The 14,676-nt window shown below is 53.5% G+C and carries 13 protein-coding genes and 1 tRNA gene; 12 read left to right on the top strand and 2 right to left on the bottom strand.

Annotation, left to right across the window (positions count from 1 at the left end; all coding sequences use genetic code 11):
- The first annotated feature begins 2 nt into the window (after positions 1-2).
- Together PKO01S_RS02685 and PKO01S_RS02680 are read left to right on the top strand one after the other, a co-directional pair.
- Complete coding sequence (locus PKO01S_RS02685) at positions 3-1,238, top strand: Zn-dependent hydrolase (RefSeq protein WP_127529746.1); 1,236 nt, start codon at positions 3-5, stop codon at positions 1,236-1,238.
- A gap of 181 nt (positions 1,239-1,419) precedes the next feature.
- Positions 1,420-1,803, top strand: a complete 384-nt coding sequence (locus PKO01S_RS02680; RefSeq protein WP_127529745.1) for a hypothetical protein — start codon at positions 1,420-1,422, stop codon at positions 1,801-1,803.
- 88 nt (positions 1,804-1,891) lie between these two features.
- Here the strand turns inward: PKO01S_RS02680 and PKO01S_RS02675 are convergent, their stop codons facing one another.
- The gene (locus tag PKO01S_RS02675; protein WP_127529744.1) at positions 1,892-2,578 is read right to left on the bottom strand and encodes a class I SAM-dependent methyltransferase; all 687 of its coding nucleotides are present in this window, start codon (positions 2,576-2,578) and stop codon (positions 1,892-1,894) included.
- A 109-nt stretch (positions 2,579-2,687) separates the two neighbouring features.
- Here PKO01S_RS02675 and PKO01S_RS02670 point away from each other — a divergent pair, with 109 nt between their 5' ends.
- Together PKO01S_RS02670 and PKO01S_RS02665 are read left to right on the top strand one after the other, a co-directional pair.
- Positions 2,688-2,825 carry a DALR anticodon-binding domain-containing protein gene (locus PKO01S_RS02670; RefSeq protein WP_246070419.1) on the top strand — a complete coding sequence of 46 codons (138 nt, stop codon included), beginning with the start codon at positions 2,688-2,690 and terminating at the stop codon, positions 2,823-2,825.
- A gap of 47 nt (positions 2,826-2,872) precedes the next feature.
- Entirely contained in the window at positions 2,873-3,298 is a 426-nt protein-coding gene (locus tag PKO01S_RS02665; RefSeq protein ID WP_127529742.1) for an NUDIX hydrolase, read from the top strand.
- A 400-nt stretch (positions 3,299-3,698) separates the two neighbouring features.
- Here the strand turns inward: PKO01S_RS02665 and PKO01S_RS02660 are convergent.
- Positions 3,699-3,775, bottom strand: a tRNA-Arg gene (locus tag PKO01S_RS02660).
- A gap of 223 nt (positions 3,776-3,998) precedes the next feature.
- On the opposite strand from PKO01S_RS02660, the gene PKO01S_RS02655 reads away from it, so the two are divergent.
- The 8 genes from PKO01S_RS02655 (at position 3,999) to yihA (ending at position 14,542) form a co-directional block, all read left to right on the top strand.
- Positions 3,999-4,946, top strand: a complete 948-nt coding sequence (locus tag PKO01S_RS02655; RefSeq protein WP_127529741.1) for a hypothetical protein — start codon at positions 3,999-4,001, stop codon at positions 4,944-4,946.
- Between the two features lie 91 nt (positions 4,947-5,037).
- Positions 5,038-6,336: a trigger factor gene (tig, locus tag PKO01S_RS02650; protein WP_127529740.1), complete on the top strand. Its 1,299-nt coding sequence runs from the start codon at positions 5,038-5,040 to the stop codon at positions 6,334-6,336.
- A gap of 271 nt (positions 6,337-6,607) precedes the next feature.
- Positions 6,608-7,189 carry an ATP-dependent Clp endopeptidase proteolytic subunit ClpP gene (gene clpP, locus PKO01S_RS02645; RefSeq protein WP_127529739.1) on the top strand — a complete coding sequence of 194 codons (582 nt, stop codon included), beginning with the start codon at positions 6,608-6,610 and terminating at the stop codon, positions 7,187-7,189.
- A 13-nt stretch (positions 7,190-7,202) separates the two neighbouring features.
- Positions 7,203-8,459 carry an ATP-dependent protease ATP-binding subunit ClpX gene (gene clpX, locus PKO01S_RS02640; RefSeq protein ID WP_127529738.1) on the top strand — a complete coding sequence of 419 codons (1,257 nt, stop codon included), beginning with the start codon at positions 7,203-7,205 and terminating at the stop codon, positions 8,457-8,459.
- Between the two features lie 122 nt (positions 8,460-8,581).
- Positions 8,582-9,694: a flavodoxin-dependent (E)-4-hydroxy-3-methylbut-2-enyl-diphosphate synthase gene (gene ispG, locus PKO01S_RS02635; protein ID WP_127529737.1), complete on the top strand. Its 1,113-nt coding sequence runs from the start codon at positions 8,582-8,584 to the stop codon at positions 9,692-9,694.
- Positions 9,695-9,818: 124 nt separating this feature from the next.
- Positions 9,819-11,522: an ATP-dependent protease LonB gene (lonB, locus tag PKO01S_RS02630; RefSeq protein ID WP_127529736.1), complete on the top strand. Its 1,704-nt coding sequence runs from the start codon at positions 9,819-9,821 to the stop codon at positions 11,520-11,522.
- 36 nt (positions 11,523-11,558) lie between these two features.
- Entirely contained in the window at positions 11,559-13,958 is a 2,400-nt protein-coding gene (gene lon / locus PKO01S_RS02625; protein ID WP_174818536.1) for an endopeptidase La, read from the top strand.
- Positions 13,955-14,542: a ribosome biogenesis GTP-binding protein YihA/YsxC gene (gene yihA / locus PKO01S_RS02620; RefSeq protein WP_127529735.1), complete on the top strand. Its 588-nt coding sequence runs from the start codon at positions 13,955-13,957 to the stop codon at positions 14,540-14,542. The genes lon and yihA overlap by 4 nt, the downstream gene beginning before the upstream one ends.
- Positions 14,543-14,676 lie beyond the last annotated feature (134 nt).

Genomic DNA, 14,676 nt, shown 5'->3' with positions numbered 1-14,676 from the left:
GGATGAAACCGCTGTTGAGCCTGGAGCGGCAGCTGCACAATTTAATGGAGTGGCTGGCCCATTACGGCGCCGACCGGGAAGGCGGCGTTACCCGTTTGCTGTATACCCCGGCATGGATGAAAGCGCAGCATGCGTTGTTCGAACGGATGAAGGATGCCGGTCTTGCTCCCTACTTTGATGATGCCGGGAATCTGTTCGGAAGGTTGGAAGGCACGGAGCGGCCTGATGAGACCGTCCTGACCGGCTCTCATGTTGATACAGTCCGCAGCGGCGGCTTATATGACGGTGCGCTCGGTATTGCGGCAGGAATGACTGCTCTGCAGCGGCTGCATGAGCAGTTCGGCAAGCCGAAGCGAACGCTGGAGGTCGTGTCGCTGTGCGAAGAGGAGGGAAGCCGGTTTCCGGTGACGTTCTGGGGATCCGGCAATATGACGGGGCGCTGGAGCATGAGCCGGATTCCCGATGTGGCGGACGACGAGGGCGTCAGTCTGGCGGAAGCGATGGCGGCAGCCGGCTTCGGTCCGGACACTCACCGTCCATGTAAGCGCAGCGATCTGCATGCCTATATTGAGCTTCATATTGAGCAAGGAATGGTGCTGGAGAAGCTTGGCTTGCCTGTCGGCATCGTGCAGGGCATCGTCGGGCAAGTTCGGCTGACGTTCGAGGTGTGCGGCGAGACGAACCATGCCGGGACGACCCGGATGGGCTGGCGGCGGGATGCTTTGGCCGGTACGGCGGAGATGACGTTAGCCTTGGAGCGGGAGGCGGTCGCAGCGGGCGATCCGTTCGTTGCGACGGTAGGCAAACTCGAAGTTGCGCCGAATGTTTCCAATGTTATCGCGGGCAGCGTCTTGTTCACGGTCGATTTGCGGCATCCGGATGCCGCGGCGCTGGAGTCGCTCTCCCGGCATATTGTTGAATTGTTCTACGGTATTGCCGCATCCAGGTCGCTGAGACTGTCTCACCGGCAATGGATGCATGCCGAGCCGGTTCCGATGGACCGGCAGCTGTTGGCGGAACTGGAAGCGATCTGCTTGCGCAAGCAGATCGGCTGTCATCCGCTGCACAGCGGAGCCGGCCATGACGCACAGATCATGAGCGCAGTATGCCCGGCAGCGATGCTGTTCGTCCCGAGCCGCGCTGGCATCAGCCATTCGCCCTTGGAGCATACGGATCCCGCTGACATGGCGGCCGGTACAGAGGTGCTGATGGAACTGCTGTATAAGTTGGCGTATTAAGATGAACAGAGTAGTGATAGAAGTTTCCAGGCTGTTCGTCAGACTGCCTCGGAAGCTTCTTTTTTAGCGATGTGGATTGGGAGTAATACGATATCCGGGAAGGTGCCGGTTCATACGATGATTGAGGTGGGGTGGAAAATTTAGTATAGTAATGTCTGAGAAACCGTTCGGGGGATCATGGATGAGTAAAGACGCGAAGAGCGATATTATCGCTGTTGTTTTAATGGCTTTCGTAATTAGTGTGCTGTTTGGTGTTACGTGGATTAATAAAGCGACGAATGATTCAGGGTTAACACGATTTACTGAAGTGAGCGAACATCTTAACCGGTTTGTGCGTGAAGCCGATTCGTTGGCGCCGCAAGAGATTATGAACGCCGAACTTGAATTGGACCCGAAGCCATTCACCGATGCAGCGGCTTATGCTCCGGATTACGGCACAGCGAATGAAATGCTCTACATTGCTGAACTGATTAAACAATATAATGACGGCGCGGACATCCAAGTACTTCATGAAGCAATCATGTTACTGAATGAAATTATGCCTCATATTCGAGAAACATTATAGCTGCAACATAACCCCCTCCTCGCAATGAGGCGGGGGTTATGTTGCAGATCGAGCAATTTATATTCATTTATATTCATCAGACAGCTTGTTACACGTGCAGCCACCAGATTCCTGCGCATTCCGGCAGACTCACCCAGTTGTTTGTCTCAACACGGTTCGCGAGCTCGTCGGAGAAGAAGAAGGAGGCCGTTTCCTTTGCTTCCGCCAGGCTGCCGAATTGATAGTCGGTCCGAATCCAGCGGTGAGAGAAGCCGTATTGCTCTACGAGCGACTTGTAATATTCCTTTAGAAAATGCGGCGGGTCCGGCGTTTCCGTCCCCGTTCCCATCGTCTCGAATAGGATGATCGTTCCGCCTGGCCGCAGCACCCGTTTCATCTCAGCGATGACGGCTGCCAGATTGTTCTCCCAATCGGGCTTGCCGCTTTCCGCCACATAGCACACTGTCCAGCCAGCGACGATAAGATCGGCACTGCTGTCTGCTAGCGGAAGCGAGCGGTTGTCCGCTGTCTTCGTCGTCCAATTCGTCAATCCGGCGCCTGTCAGACGCTGTGCCGTAATGTCCAGCATGGCCGCGGAAGCGTCCAGAGCTGTCAGGCTTTTCGCTCGAGGAGCCAACATGACGGCAAATCTGCCCGTTCCTGCACCGAGGTCGACGATATCCAACCCGTCGATTGGCCGAATTTCCCGGATATACGGCTCGAGGGAAGGTTGGCGTGCGATCATCTGATGATAGGCGGCAGCTTCGCTGCTGTAGATTTGATCGTGATCCGGCATTGATAAATCCTCCTTTAGTTGCTTCTGTTTGATTGATGCTTCATCATCATAAAAGTTGACGTAACGAGAAGGTCAAGGCCTTCGCAATTCGTGCATCGGCGATTTTTTGGTGAGACTTGCAAGCCGTCCGATCTTGAAGTCGGACGAGGAGAAGTTGAGGCTGCGCGTGTGGCTCACATCGAAGTTCGAAGAGACGCTTCGCGATGCGCTGCAGATGCTTGGATTGCCGGCACCAAGCCGGATGTAAGCGCGACTGAGTAAAGTGACGGAACATGGAAGTGGAGGCAGGAGAAGATGCAGCAATATAGGCATATGGGCGTTTACGGCGTATTGGTGAAAGACAATCGGGTTCTTCTGATTAAGAAGGGCCGGGGGCCGCATACCGGCAAATGGGATTTGCCCGGAGGCACGATCGAATTCGGCGAGGAACCTTATGATACGCTGATTCGAGAGTTCGAGGAAGAGACGGGCATTGTGGAGTTGAGGGGGACGATCCGGTCGGCACTCTCTTATACGCTTATTCATCCTTTTAAGGGGGAGCTCGAAGAACTGCATCATATCGGAATCATTTATGATGTGACTTTGCTTAGCGAGACGTTCGACTTGAAAGCGGATGGCGACGAGCAGGATTCGCTTGGAGCGCAATGGATCGCGTTGGAGGAGCTGCCGGATTTGCCGGTTACGCCATTCGTCGAGCAGTTGCTGGTGAGTAAGCTCTAACGAATCAAGGTGCTCGTACCAACCAACGTATGCTCTAACGAACCGTAGAAGCCTTATTTGAACCAAATGAGCCTGTTTCGAATTCTAACGAATCGAGCAGACGCTATTTGTCCGAATGAGCTGCAAAACAGGCGAATGTCGGCCTAATAAGGCTCCCAGGATTCGTTGAGATTGTCGATAGCGTCTTTTTTCGTAATATAAGGTCGCTACGATTCGTCCGTGCTGGCATTTGCCCTTCCCGCAATGTCCAGAGTAAATCGGAGCCTCCGAGACACCATTAGGAATTGAACACCGCCTGCTTTATCTGGCATTGAGCTTATAAAAATAAAAAACCTCCTCGACGGAGTATCCGTTGAAGGAGGTTGTGATTTTGTATTCATTAGAGCTTTAAGTAATGAAATGGCGTCCTGGAAGGGATTCGAACCCCCGACCGACGGCTTAGAAGGCCGTTGCTCTATCCGGCTGAGCTACCAGGACGCGAGATTTTCATAATAGCATATGAATTGCGAACGCGCAATGAAAATTATGGCGTTTTACGAAAAATATATTTGTGCCTGTTCCGCTCGTTTAAAATGGCTCGAAACCGGATAAAACTGCAATAGTGAGTTAAAAGATTATAAGCAAACGGCTTTCGTGTTTTTCATCGCTTGGCATGGTATAATGAACCAAAGTTTGGCGGAGCGTATGTTCGATTCTGCCAATGCAAGGCGGTGCTACCATTACAAATACGAACGAACCTCGGGAAGGCAATCGAGATAACGTCTACCTGTTCCCGAATATGCTGGACCATTATCAGATTCAATTGACACGCATGCTCGAAGCCGAGCAGTTCAGCGAAGCCAAGGAATTAATCCGCTTTCTGCTTCAATGCAGGGGCGAGGATGAACGCCACTACGAAGAATGGAGCAATTTGCTCGCGTGGCTGGAGATGGCTTTTCCTGATGATTCATGGGCGGCAGAGATTCCGAGTGCTGAAGAGGACGAAGAAGAATTCCGCCGGCTCGCGCTGAAGCCCAGCGTGCAGGACGAAGCGTACGTGAAGCAAGTGCTCTATATTATTGAACATCATCCTATGGCGGATCAGCAGATGCTGGCTCTGGAGCGGGCTGTCCATCTGGACGATCCGGCGGTGGATGAAGTGATCAAGAACTGGCTCGAGCGGGGACCGCAGCATCCGGCTGTCCAGTTCAAAGCGCTGCAATGTCTGCGAAGACGGGGGACTGCCGGCACGGTGACGCTGTTGAGACTCGATGAGACGGTGACGCTGGATATCGAGATGACGCCGCTGTCTTGGGATGATTTCCCGGAACCGGCTGTGCTCGCTTTGGAACGCGTAGAAGGCGCAGTGGAATCGCTTGACCCGACGCTGCCGCATTTTGCCCAGGAATTATGGAAAGATTTGCTTCAATATCTATACGGAACATCTGCGTTCGAGTGGATGCAGGAAGGCAGCGAACATAGCATTGATTGCTGGGCGGCAGCGCTTCATGTCATGCTGATGCTGACCGTATACGGCACGGCGGACGACGATGCGGTCCGCGATACATATGGCATATCGGAACCGCTCCGCTTTCGGTATGAGCAAGCTTGCAGGTCTCTGAGGCAAGCTGCCGCTTACGGACAACCGGGCGGCGGTCCCGAGTCTTGATAAATAGCGGGATGTTGTTTATAATATAATGGTTTATTAAACGTGAGATTTTCGCATTCGTATGCGTAATTGTTGGAGGGGACAGCAAACCATGAAAGCAACTTGGGAACAAATAGACACTAATCTCGTTTCGCTCAGCGTAGAGGTTGAAGCGGAGCAAGTTACGGAAGCGCTTGATAAAGCATTCAAGAAAGTCGTACAGAAAGTAAATGTACCAGGCTTCCGCAAAGGTAAAGTACCACGCGCAATGTTCGAGAAACGTTTCGGCATCGAATCGTTGTATCAAGACGCAATCGACATCATCCTTCCGGATGTGTACACGGCTGCAGTGAACGAGACGGGCATTCTGCCTGTTGACCGTCCAGAAATCGACGTGCAACAATTCGCGAAAGGCGAAACGTTCAAATTTACGGCGAAAGTAACGGTTAAACCAGAAGTGAAACTCGGCGACTACAAAGGTCTCGAAGTTCCAGCAGCTGTAGCGGCTGTAACGGAAGAAGAGATCAACGAAGAGCTTGAGCGTCTGCAACAACGCCACGCTGAACTGAGCGTAATCGACGAAGGTACGGTTGTTAACGGCGACATCGCTGTAATCGACTTCGACGGTTATGTTGACGGCGTAGCATTCGACGGCGGCAAATCCGAGCGTTACTCGCTCGAAATCGGTTCCGGTTCGTTCATCCCAGGCTTCGAAGATCAAGTGATCGGCATGGGCACGGGCGACTTCAAGGACGTAGAAGTTACGTTCCCAGAGAGCTACCATGCGGACAACCTGGCTGGCAAAGCAGCTGTGTTCAAAGTGAAGCTGCACGAAATCAAACGTAAAAACCTGCCTGCGCTTGACGACGAGTTCGCCAAAGACGTAAGCGAGTTCGATACGCTTGCTGAGTTCAAGCAAGATCTCGAAGGCAAGCTGCAAGAGCGCAAAGCAAAAGAAGCTGAAGGCGCTCGCGAGACGGCTGTCGTTGAGAAAGCAGCTGAAGCAGCAGAAGTTGTAATTCCAGAAGCAATGGTTGTAACGGAAACGGACTACATGCTGAAGGATTTCGAAAACCGCCTGCGTATGCAAGGCATGAACCTTGAGCTGTACTACCAATTCTCCGGCCAGAACGAAGCAGCACTGCGCAGCCAAATGAAAGGCGACGCAGAGAAACGTGTTCGCAACAACCTCGTGCTTGAAGCGATTGCGAAGGCTGAAAGCATCGAAGTTAGCGAAGAAGTGCTGAGCGAAGAATTCGAGAACTTGGCTAAGGCGTACAACCGTCCTGCAGACGAACTTCGCGACATCTTCACTCGCAACGGCAACATTGAGAACCTGAAAGAAGATCTGGCGCTTCGCCAAACGATCAAATTCCTTCTCGAGAACAGCAAAGAAGCGGTTAACGCTTAAGGCATAGCATATATAGCGCTTGCTGGACAAGCGGAATAGGAAGTAAGGCACGTTCTCGAACGTGCCTTATTTTTCCACTCGGTGCATATACATATCATATACATAATTGTGAACGCTGTTCACCGCCCATAGGGACGAATCCCTGTACATAATGGCAACACCGCGTCGTATAATGTGTTACCGATCTGTTTCCTTTGAAAAATGACATCGGCGCAGCGACGTGATAAAATAAGGAAGTAACCATTCCGCTAAAGAAAGAAGGTTGGTCGCAATGAACTTAGTACCGATCGTAGTCGAACAGACGAATCGTGGAGAGCGTTCTTACGATATCTATTCGCGGCTTTTGAAAGACCGGATCATTTTTCTCGGGAGCGCAATTGACGATGACGTTGCAAACTCGGTAATCGCACAACTGTTGTTTCTGGCGGCCGACGACCCAGAAAAAGATATTCACCTCTATATTAACTCCCCGGGCGGTTCAGTAACCGCTGGTATGGGTATATTTGATACGATGCAGTTTATCAAGCCGGAAGTATCGACGATCTGCGTCGGTATGGCGGCAAGCATGGGCTCGCTGCTGCTGACGGCAGGCGCTAAGGGCAAACGCTTCGCGCTTCCGAACAGCGAAGTGATGATCCATCAGCCGCTTGGCGGCGTACGCGGCCAGGCATCGGACATTAAGATCCATGCAGACTGGATCATTAAGACGAAGCAGAAGCTGAATCAAATTTATGTAGAGCGGACGGGTCAGCCGTACGAGAAGATCGAGCGCGACACGGACCGCGACAACTTCCTGTCGGCCGAAGAAGCGGTTGCCTACGGTCTGATCGATAAGGTGGTTACGTCACTATAGAAAGGGTGATTCCATGTTTAAATTCAACGACGAGAAAGGCCAGTTGAAGTGCTCGTTCTGCGGCAAGTCGCAGGAGCAGGTTCGCAAGCTAGTCGCCGGACCCGGCGTTTATATATGCGATGAGTGCATCGAGCTGTGCACGGAAATCGTAGAAGAGGAGCTCGGCCACGAGGAAGAGCTTGATCTGAAAGATATTCCGAAGCCGAAAGACATTCGCGCGATTCTCGACTCCTACGTCATCGGACAAGAGAGTGCGAAAAAATCGCTCGCGGTTGCCGTATATAACCACTACAAGCGCATTAACTCGCAGAACAAGCTGGAGGATGTTGAGCTGCAGAAGAGCAACATCTTGCTCGTAGGTCCTACGGGCTCCGGTAAGACGCTGTTGGCGCAGACGATGGCGAAGATTTTGAACGTGCCGTTTGCCATCGCGGATGCGACGTCTCTGACGGAAGCCGGTTATGTCGGTGAAGACGTTGAGAACATTTTGCTGAAGCTGATTCAAGCAGCCGATTACGATGTAGAGAAAGCGGAACGCGGCATTATCTATATCGACGAGATCGATAAAGTAGCGCGCAAGTCGGAGAACCCTTCGATTACGCGCGACGTATCGGGCGAAGGCGTGCAGCAGGCGCTTCTTAAGATTTTGGAAGGAACGGTTGCATCCGTGCCTCCGCAAGGCGGACGGAAGCATCCTCATCAAGAGTTTATCCAGATCGATACAACGAACATCCTGTTCATCTGCGGCGGCGCTTTCGACGGCCTGGAGCAGCTGATCAAACGGAGAATCGGCAAGAAAGTGATCGGCTTCAACGCGGCTGGCGACGGCCAGAAGGATCTGAAGCCAGGCGAGTACTTGTCGATGGTGCTGCCGGAAGACTTGCTCAAATTCGGTCTGATTCCGGAGTTCGTCGGCCGTCTGCCGGTTATCTCGTCGCTTGAGCCTCTCGACGAAGAGACGCTCGTGCGCATCCTGTCCGAACCGAAGAACGCGCTCGTGAAGCAGTATCAGAAGCTTCTCGAGATGGATAACGTGAAGCTCGAGTTCGAGAAGGGCGCATTGGAAGCGATCGCCCGCGAAGCGATTAAACGCAACACGGGTGCACGCGGTCTCCGTGCCATTATCGAGGGCATTATGCTCGAGGTCATGTACGAAGTGCCGTCGCGTGATGACGTAAGCAACTGCCTCATTACCGAGCAAGTGGTCAATGAGAAGATTATGCCGGAGTTGACGACGAAGAAGGGCAAGAAGAAAGAAGAAAGCGCCTAATCCCTGAGCTTCAGGGTGCCGGCGACATCATACATTACCGTCGGAGCTTCCACCCCGGCGGACGGTCAGTTGAACCGTCCGTCCGCCGGGTGGACTTTGACGTTCATGGGAGAGAGTACGTCATGTATTTGCGCAAGGATACGGTACCGGTTAAAGTCGGTCCTCTGACGATCGGCGGCAGCGACGAAGTTATTATTCAAAGTATGTGTACGACGAAGACGGCGGACGTGGAAGCGACCGTTGCCGAAATTTTACGGTTGGAAGAAGCGGGTTGCCAGATCGTTCGCGTTACCGTCAACAACAAGGAAGCGGCCGAAGCGATCAAGGAAATTAAGAAGCAGATTCATATTCCGCTTGTAGCGGATATTCACTTCGACTACCGTCTGGCGCTGCTTGCGATCGAGAACGGCGTCGATAAAGTCCGGATCAATCCGGGCAACATCGGCCGCCGCGAGAAAGTAGAAGCGGTTGTGCAGGCGTGCAAAGAGAAAGGGATTCCGATCCGGATCGGCGTTAACGCCGGCTCGCTCGAGAACCATCTGCTCGAGAAGTATGGCTACCCTACACCTGAGGCAATGGTCGAAAGCGCCTTGTTCCATATCGGCATTCTCGAAGAACTTGATTTCCATGACATTATCGTCTCGCTGAAAGCGTCCGATGTGCCAATGGCAATCGCAGCATACTCGATGGCAGCGGAGAAGATCAAATATCCGCTCCATCTCGGCATTACGGAGGCGGGTACGCTTCATACCGGCACAATCAAGAGCTCGGCGGGTATTGGCGCTCTGCTCGCGATGGGCATCGGCAATACGGTTCGGATCAGCTTGAGTGCGGATCCAGTCGAAGAAGTGAAAGTAGCGCGCGAACTTCTTAAGACGTTCGGACTGATTACGAACGCCGCGACGCTGATTTCCTGTCCGACTTGCGGCCGTCTTGACATCGACCTGTTCTCGATCGCGAATGAAGTCGAAGAGTACATCTCCAAGATCAAAGTGCCGATCAAAGTGTCGGTGCTCGGCTGTGCCGTTAACGGCCCGGGCGAAGCTCGCGAGGCGGATATCGGCATCGCAGGCGCACGCGGCGAAGGCATGCTGTTCCGTTACGGCGAAATGATTCGCAAAGTGCCGGAGGCTGAGCTGTTGTCCGAGCTGAAGAAAGAAATTGACGAGATCGTTCGCGTATTCGAAGCGACTGGCGAGATTCCGGGCCGGAAGCAGCATACGCACGCGAATTAACGACCGGACAGAATCGAGTCCTCTCCGTATATTCGAACACCCGCAGGGAATACTGACAAGTATTAGACCTGCGGGTGTTTTTTGTATTGGCCACCGTGCCAAACATTAAGGAGGGGATTTAGATATGACTTTAAGTTTTGTGCTGATGCTGATCCAGGTGTTTTTTGCTGTCGTTATCGGCTTATACTTTTGGAATTTGCTGCGCAACCAGAAGACGAACCGTTCCGCAGTTGACCGGGAATCACGCAAAGAGCTTGATAAGCTTCGCAAGCTTCGTTCCATTTCGCTTACGAAACCGCTCGCGGAGAAAACGAGACCGCAAGCGATGCAGGACATCGTCGGCCAGGTGGACGGGCTGCGTGCGCTGAAGGCAGCGCTGTGCAGCGCCAATCCTCAGCATGTTATTATTTATGGACCGCCGGGTGTCGGCAAGACTGCAGCAGCACGGGTCGTGCTGGAGGAAGCGAAGAAGAATCCGGCGTCTCCGTTCTTGTCGGATGCGAAATTTACGGAGATCGATGCTACGACTGCGCGGTTTGACGAACGCGGCATTGCCGACCCGCTCATCGGTTCGGTTCACGATCCGATCTATCAAGGCGCAGGCGCAATGGGGGTTGCCGGCATTCCGCAGCCGAAGCCGGGCGCTGTTACTAAAGCGCATGGCGGCATTCTGTTTATCGATGAAATTGGGGAATTGCACCCGATTCAGCTGAATAAGCTATTAAAAGTTCTTGAAGACCGGAAAGTATTTTTGGAGAGCGCTTATTACAACTCTGAAGATGCGAACATTCCGATGTATGTGCATGATGTGTTTCAGAACGGTCTGCCGGCCGATTTCCGTCTTGTCGGCGCGACGACGCGTTCGCCGCAAGAGTTGCCTGCGGCCCTTCGGTCCCGCTGCATGGAAGTCTATTTCCGGCCGCTGCTCGCAGACGAAATATCGCAGATCGCCGTCAATGCGGTAAAGAAAATAGGCTTCGAGCCATCGCCAGCCGCAATTGAGGTTGTCAAACGGTACGCGACGAACGGCCGGGAAGCGGTGAACGTCATTCAGCTTGCCGCAGGTCTTGCATTGTCCGAGAAGCGCAGCGAACTGTCGGCTGCCGATATCGAATGGGTTGTCAACAGCAGCCAAATTCCGCCGAGACCCGACCGGAAAGTACCGGCTGAGCCGCAAATCGGCTTCGTGAACGGTCTTGCCGTCTATGGCCCGAATATGGGCACGCTGCTGGAAATCGAGGTTAGTGCAATTCCGGTTCGTTCCGGCAAAGGCATCTTTACGATTACCGGCGTCGTGGACGAGGAGGAGCTTGGCGGCGGATCGCGTACGCTTCGCCGCAAAAGCATGGCGAAGGGCTCGGTTGAGAACGTGCTGACCGTGCTGCGCCGCTACGGTCTTCGTCCGCACGATTACGATCTGCATATTAACTTCCCTGGCGGCACGCCGATCGACGGACCGTCGGCTGGCATCGCCATGGCAACGGCAATCGCTTCGGCTATCAAAGGCGAACCGGTCAGCAACAAGCTTGCAATGACCGGCGAAGTCGGCATACACGGCAACGTGAAGCCGGTAGGTGGGGTGCTAGCGAAAGTGGAAGCGGCTTTCCAAGCCGGCGCAGAGCATGTCATTATTCCGAGGGAGAACTGGCAGGCGATTTTCGAAGGGCTTGAAGGTGTGAAGATTACTCCTGTCGACCGGGTAGAAGAAGTGTTCGCGCTCGTATTTCCGCAGTCGGAAGAGAAGTTTCAGTTGCTTGACGCCACAGCTGCACAGGAGCGTTACATAACGCCGACGGTGCCTTATTTGCAGGCGGATTCGGCTGAGTGATAAAATAGGATAGACAACACAAATGGAGGTGCTGGTATGGGGCCGGGTAAATCGAAAGGTCGTAGGCTGCCCCTGCTTCCGCTCAGGGGGCTGCTCGTATATCCCAGCATGGTTCTCCACCTCGACGTGGGAAGGGAAAAGTCGGTCAGGGCGCTGGAGAGAGCAATGGTCGAAGACCACATGATTCTGCTCTGCTCGCAGTCGGAAGTGAACATCGAGGAACCGACACAGGAAGATATATATCGGATCGGCACGATCGCGCGCGTCCGTCAGATGCTGAAGCTGCCGAACGGGACGATACGGGTGCTCGTCGAAGGCGTTGTTCGTGCAGAGGTCATCGATTATTTGCCGAACGACGAATATTACGAGGTTATGATTCGGGAACTGCCGGAGCAGGAAACCGACGACTCCGAGACGGATGCGCTAATGCGGACCGTGCTCAGCCAGTTTGAGAATTATATCAATCTGTCTAAGAAAGTGACGCCCGAGACGCTTGCCGCCGTCTCCGACATCGATGAGCCGGGACGCCTGGCGGATGTGATTACGAGTCATCTGTCACTGAAGATACGCGATAAGCAGGACATTCTCGAGACGATCGACGTTCGTGCACGGCTTGAGAAGCTGTTGGACATTCTGCATAACGAACGCGAAGTGCTGGAGTTGGAGAGGAAGATCAACCAGCGCGTCAAGAAGCAGATGGAGAAGACGCAGAAAGAATATTACCTTCGCGAGCAGATGAAGGCGATACAGAAAGAACTTGGCGATAAAGAAGGGCGTGCCGGCGAAGTCGAAGAGCTGCGCGCCCAGCTCGCGGAAGCGGGACTGCCGGACAAGGTGAAGGAGAAGGTCGAGAAAGAAATCGACCGGCTCGAGAAGATGCCGTCGACCTCTGCAGAGGGCGGCGTCATCCGCAATTATATCGATTGGTTGTTAGGATTGCCTTGGAACAAAGGGAAGGATGAAGGAATCGAGCTCGATCTGGAGAAGGCCGAGGCGATTCTGAACGACGATCACTATGGGCTGGAGAAGCCGAAGGAACGGGTTCTGGAATATTTGGCCGTTCAGAAGCTGGTTCAGAAGCTGAAGGGACCGATTCTGTGTCTCGTCGGACCTCCGGGTGTTGGTAAAACGTCGATCGCACGCTCGATTGCAAAGTCGCTGGACCGCAAGTTCGTGCGTATCTCGCTTGGAGGCGTCCGCGACGAAGCGGAAATCCGCGGCCATCGCCGCACTTATGTCGGCGCAATGCCGGGGCGCATCATTCAAGGCATAAAGACGGCTGGCACGATGAATCCGGTATTCCTGTTGGATGAGATCGATAAGATGGCGATGGATTTCCGGGGGGACCCGGCATCCGCATTGCTCGAAGTTCTCGATCCGGAGCAAAATTCGACCTTTAGCGACCACTTCATCGAGGTGCCGTACGATCTGTCTAATGTCATGTTCGTGACGACGGCCAACAGCCTTCATAACGTGCCGCGGCCGCTGCTCGACCGGATGGAAGTGCTCTATATTCCGGGCTATACCGAACTTGAGAAGCTGCAGATCGCTGAACGGTATTTGCTTCCGAAGCAGAAGCGGGAGCACGGTCTTGAGGAAGGGCAGCTGACAGTCGAGGATGAGACGCTTCGAACGGTCATTCGCGAATACACGAGGGAATCCGGCGTCCGTAATCTGGAGCAACAGCTTGCGGCATTGTGCCGTAAGGCGGCGAAGCAGATTGTATCGGCTTCTAACCAAGAGGGGCCGATCATTGTAGACGCCGGGAAGCTGAAGGACTGGCTCGGCCCTTCGAAATTCCGCTACGGGCTTGCAGAGCAGGAAGACCAGATTGGCGCTGTTACCGGTCTTGCCTGGACGGAAGTCGGCGGCGATACACTCGTCATCGAGGTAACGGTTATGCCGGGCAGCGGGAAGCTTACGCTTACGGGTAAGCTTGGCGACGTCATGAAAGAATCCGCTCAAGCGGCATTCAGTTACACGCGTACGCGTGCGGAAGAGCTCCATATTGACCCGCAGTTTCATGAGAAGAACGACATTCATATTCATATTCCAGAAGGCGCTATTCCGAAGGATGGACCTTCGGCGGGCATTACGATGGCCACGGCGCTTATTAGCGCGCTGACGAACCGCCCCGTATCGCGCGAGGTCGCGATGACCGGCGAGATTACGCTGCGCGGCCGCGTGCTTCCGATCGGGGGCCTCAAGGAGAAATCGCTAGCAGCGCACCGGGCCGGCATCCGCAAAGTGCTGCTGCCGAAGGATAACGAGCGTGATTTGGTCGATGTGCCAGACAGCATACGGGCCGAGATGACGTTCGTGCCGGTCGGCCATATGGACGAAGTGCTGAAGCACGCGCTGCTGCCGGCGGGACCAATTCTTGCCAAAAACGAATCCGAAGCGCAACAACAGAAAGCAGGGACAACCGTTACATGAAAATCACATCAGCAGAGTTTATAATCAGCGCCGTACGACCGGACCAATATCCGACCGACGCCTTGCCAGAGATCGCTCTGGCAGGGCGTTCCAATGTCGGCAAGTCATCGCTGATCAACCGCATGATTATGCGCAAAAATTTAGCCCGCACAAGCTCGCAGCCGGGCAAGACGCAGCAATTGAACTATTACAAAATTAATGAACTCGTTTATTTCGTCGATTTTCCAGGCTACGGTTATGCAAAGGTATCCAAGACGGAGCGCGAAGCTTGGGGTCGGATGATCGAGACGTACTTGAAGGACCGCGAGGAACTGAAGCTCATTCTTCTTATCATCGATATTCGTCACGAGCCGTCTAAAGATGATCAATTAATGTATGATTGGTTGAAGCATTATGAAATCCCGACATGCATCGTCGTGACGAAGGCGGACAAGATTCCGAAGAGCCGATGGGACAAGCATATGAAAGTAGTGAAGGAAACGCTTCAAGTCGATCCTCGGGATACGATGATCCGCTATTCTTCCGAAACGGGAGAAGGCCGCGACCAGCTGTGGGGGCACATTTTGCAGACGATCGGCGGGTAAAGGAGAAAGGCAAAGAAGGATTGAGCAAATTCAAAGGATATTGGAAATATTGCCGACCGCATCAAGGAAACAGGCCGATTATTCAGAAATACGCTTGAATATCGCGGACGCTCAGCAGGAATAAACATTCCGGA

Source organism: Paenibacillus kobensis NBRC 15729, assembly GCF_004000825.1.
Lineage (GTDB): Bacteria > Bacillota > Bacilli > Paenibacillales > Paenibacillaceae > Paenibacillus_T > Paenibacillus_T kobensis.
This window is presented reverse-complemented; position numbering and strand designations above follow the sequence as displayed.

What these genes read in the sequence shown, in the direction of transcription:
- PKO01S_RS02685 (WP_127529746.1), top strand. Translation starts at nt 3, where the DNA reads ATGAAACCGCTGTTGAGCCTGGAGCGGCAGCTGCACAATTTAATGGAG.
- PKO01S_RS02680 (WP_127529745.1), top strand. Translation starts at nt 1,420, where the DNA reads ATGAGTAAAGACGCGAAGAGCGATATTATCGCTGTTGTTTTAATGGCT.
- PKO01S_RS02675 (WP_127529744.1), bottom strand. Translation starts at nt 2,578, where the DNA reads ATGCCGGATCACGATCAAATCTACAGCAGCGAAGCTGCCGCCTATCAT.
- PKO01S_RS02665 (WP_127529742.1), top strand. Translation starts at nt 2,873, where the DNA reads ATGCAGCAATATAGGCATATGGGCGTTTACGGCGTATTGGTGAAAGAC.
- PKO01S_RS02655 (WP_127529741.1), top strand. Translation starts at nt 3,999, where the DNA reads ATGCAAGGCGGTGCTACCATTACAAATACGAACGAACCTCGGGAAGGC.
- tig (WP_127529740.1), top strand. Translation starts at nt 5,038, where the DNA reads ATGAAAGCAACTTGGGAACAAATAGACACTAATCTCGTTTCGCTCAGC.
- clpP (WP_127529739.1), top strand. Translation starts at nt 6,608, where the DNA reads ATGAACTTAGTACCGATCGTAGTCGAACAGACGAATCGTGGAGAGCGT.
- clpX (WP_127529738.1), top strand. Translation starts at nt 7,203, where the DNA reads ATGTTTAAATTCAACGACGAGAAAGGCCAGTTGAAGTGCTCGTTCTGC.
- ispG (WP_127529737.1), top strand. Translation starts at nt 8,582, where the DNA reads ATGTATTTGCGCAAGGATACGGTACCGGTTAAAGTCGGTCCTCTGACG.
- lonB (WP_127529736.1), top strand. Translation starts at nt 9,819, where the DNA reads ATGACTTTAAGTTTTGTGCTGATGCTGATCCAGGTGTTTTTTGCTGTC.
- lon (WP_174818536.1), top strand. Translation starts at nt 11,559, where the DNA reads ATGGGGCCGGGTAAATCGAAAGGTCGTAGGCTGCCCCTGCTTCCGCTC.
- yihA (WP_127529735.1), top strand. Translation starts at nt 13,955, where the DNA reads ATGAAAATCACATCAGCAGAGTTTATAATCAGCGCCGTACGACCGGAC.